1 protein-coding gene is annotated in these 3,310 nt (G+C 74.8%); it reads right to left on the bottom strand.

Features of this window, described 5'->3' with window-relative positions; all coding sequences use genetic code 11:
* On the bottom strand, positions 1–2,984 hold a 2,984-nt coding region (locus ACZ418_RS04155; RefSeq protein WP_468356603.1), incomplete at its 3' end, for a bifunctional [glutamine synthetase] adenylyltransferase/[glutamine synthetase]-adenylyl-L-tyrosine phosphorylase.
* Positions 2,985–3,310: the final 326 nt, after the last annotated feature.

Below are 3,310 nucleotides of genomic sequence, written 5' to 3'. Positions count from 1 at the left end.
TAGAACAGCTCCTCCACCACCGTGCGCGCCCTGCGAGTGGTACGGCGGTACGCGTCCAGCATGTCCCCGGCGTGCCCGGCGCCGTAGCCCAGGTAACGGCCCACGGCGGCCAGCTCGCGGGGCTCGGTGGGGAAGGTGTCCCCGGCCCGGCCACGCACCAGCATCACCGCGTTGCGCACCCGCGTCGCGAGCACCCAGGCCTCGTCCAGGATCTCCGCCTCCTCGGCGGACAGCAGCCCGGCCTCGCGGGCGGCGGCCAGCGCCTCGCGGGTGCGGGTGGTGCGCAGACCGGGGTGGTCCCAGCCGTGCCGGAGCTGGAACAGCTGGACGGTCCACTCGACGTCGGACAGCCCGCCCGGGCCGAGCTTGGTGTGCAGCCTGGGGTCGGCCCCGCGCGGGAGGCGCTCGGACTCCATACGGGCCTTCAGCCGGCGGATCTCGCGGACCGCCTCCTCCGGCAGCCCGTGCCGCGGGTAGCGCAGCGGGTCGATCAGCTCGGTGAAGCGCCGGCCCAGCTCGTCGTCCCCGGCGACGGGTTCCGCGCGCAGCAGCGCCTGGGACTCCCAGACCAGGGACCAGCGGCGGTAGTACGCCTCGTACGACTTCAGGGTGCGCACCATCGGGCCCGACTTGCCCTCCGGGCGCAGATCGGCGTCGATGAGCAGCGGCGGGTCGGCGCTGGGCAGCTGGAGCAGGCGGCGCATCTCGGCGACGACCTTGTTCGCGGCGGCGGCCGCCTCGTGCTCGTCCACGCCGTCCTGCGGCTCGTGCACGAAGACGACGTCCGCATCGGAGCCGTAGCCCAGCTCGTGCCCGCCGAACCGGCCCATCCCTATGATCGCGAACCGGGTGGGCAGCGTGTCGCCCCAGCCGTCCCGGGCCACCGCGCGCAGGGTGCCGGCGAGGGTGGCGGCGGTGAGGTCGGAGACCGCCGCGCCGACCCGGTCCACCAGGGCGCCCTGGTCGGCCTCGGCGGGGCTGGTCTCGGTGCCGTAGGAGCCGACGATGTCGGCGGCGGCCGTGCGGAACAGCTCGCGGCGGCGCACGCCACGGGCCGCGGTGACGCCCTGCTCGGCGTTCTCCGCGCGGCCCACGGCGGCCAGGATCTCCTGCTCCAGGTGGGCGCGCCCGCGGGTGTCGAGGCCGCCGCCCTCGCCGTCGCCCAGCAGGGCCACCGCCTCGGGGGCGCGCATGAGCAGGTCGGGGGCCAGGCGGCCCGCCGACAGCACGCGGGCCAGGTTTTCCGCGGCCGCCCCTTCGTCCCGGAGCAGGCGCAGATACCAGGGTGTCTTGCCGAGCGCGTCGGAGACCTTGCGGAAGTTCAGCAGACCCGCGTCCGGGTCCGCGGAGTCGGCGAACCAGCCGAGGAGGACGGGGAGCAGGGTGCGCTGGATCGCCGCCTTGCGGGTCACTCCGGAGGCGAGCGCTTCGAGGTGGCGCAGGGCGGCTGCCGGGTCGGCGTAACCGAGGGCGACGAGGCGCTCGCGGGCCGCCTCGGGGCTCAGGCGGGCCTCGCCGGGGGCGAGTTGGGCGACCGCGTCGAGGAGGGGGCGGTAGAAGAGCTTCTCGTGGAGCCTGCGTACGACGCCCGTGTGCCGCTTCCACTCGCGGATCAGCTCGGCCACCGGGTCGGTGCGCAGGCCGAGGGAGCGGCCGAGGCGCCGCTGGTCCTCCTCGGCGACCGGGACGAGGTGGGTGCGGCGCAGGCGGTAGAGCTGGATGCGGTGCTCCATCGAGCGCAGGAAGCGGTACGCCTCGTCCAGGCGGGCGGCGTCCTCGCGGCCGACATAGCCTCCGGCGGCCAGGGCCTGCAGGGCGTCCAGGGTGGTGCCGCTGCGCAGGGCCCGGTCGGTGCGGCCGTGCACCAGCTGCAGGAGCTGGACGGCGAATTCGACGTCGCGGAGGCCGCCGGGGCCGAGCTTGAGCTCGCGCTCGATCTCGGACGCGGGGATGTTCTCCACCACGCGCCGGCGCATCTTCTGGACGTCCGGTACGAAGTTCTCGCGCTCGGCCGCCTTCCAGACGAGGGGTTCGAGGGCGTCTACGTAGGCTTGACCGAGTTCTGCGTCCCCCGCTACCGGGCGGGCCTTGAGGAGGGCCTGGAACTCCCAGGTCTTGGCCCAGCGTTGGTAGTAGGCGAGGTGGGAGGAGAGGGTGCGGACCAGGGGGCCGTTGCGGCCCTCCGGGCGGAGGTTGGCGTCCACCGGCCAGATGGAGCCCTCCACGGTGGTCTCGGAGCAGATCCGCATGAGGTGGGAGGCGAGGCGGGTGGCCGAGGTGAGTGCCTTGGCCTCGGTGGTGCCATCGGCCGCCTCCGCCACGAAGATCACGTCCACGTCGGAGACGTAGTTCAGTTCGTGGCCGCCGCACTTGCCCATCGCGATCACCGCGAGGCGGCAGGCGGCGGCGTCCTCTGGGGCGTGCGCTTTCGCTATGGCGAGCGCGGTGCGGAGGGTGGCGGTGGCGAGGTCGGCGAGTTCGGCGGCCGTCTCTGCGACGTCCGTGGTGCCGCAGACGTCGCGGGCGGCGATGGAGAGCAGACAGCGGCGGTAGGCGACGCGGAGCGCGACGGGGTCGGTGGCCTCGGCCAGGCCCCCCTCGAACTCCTCGACGCCGGGGTGCAGGTCCCGGGGCTCGTAGGTGACCAGGGCGTGCCAGTCGCTCGGGTGGCGGGCCAGGTGGTCGGTGAGGGCGGCGGAGGCGCCGAGCACGCCGAGGAGGCGGTCGCGCAGCGGCTTGGCCGCGATGAGGGTGTCCAGCAGTTCGCGGTGGGCCGTCTGGCCGTCCTGGGCTTCCAGGAGGCGGACCAGGCCGTGCAGGGCGAGGTCGGGGTCGGCGGTGGCGCCCAGGGCTTCCAGGAGGACGGGGTCGTCGCGGACGGCGGTGAGTTCCGGGCCGTCCAGGAGTCGCTCCGCTGCGGAGGGGTCGGTGAAGCCGTGTCGGAGCAGGCGGGTGAAGGTACTGCTTCTACGCCCCGGCGTCATCTCCGTGCCTCCCCTTGGGTGCGGCTGCGTGCGTCTCGAATCGGAATCGTCCTGGCCAGAGCCTAACCGGAGGGGGGCGGGGGGGCTTCGCCGAGCAGGTGTGGTTCTTGCGGGGGCGGGGGCGGGGGCGGGGTCGGGTCTCCTGCGGGTGCGGGGGCCCTGCGGGGCCTTGGCGGCTTCGGGGGGCCTGCGGAGCGTTGGCGGCTTCGAGGGCGTGGGCCTGTGCCGAGGCGGGGTGGTCCCGGTGTGTGGTCGGCTGCGGGTGCGGGGACCCTGCGGGGCGCGGGCGGCTTCGGGGGCGGGGGCCCTGCGGGGCCTTGGCGGCT

This window comes from Streptomyces sp. NPDC030820, assembly GCF_055572075.1.
Note: the sequence above shows the minus strand (reverse complement) of the source record. Positions and strands in the feature narration are given on the sequence as shown.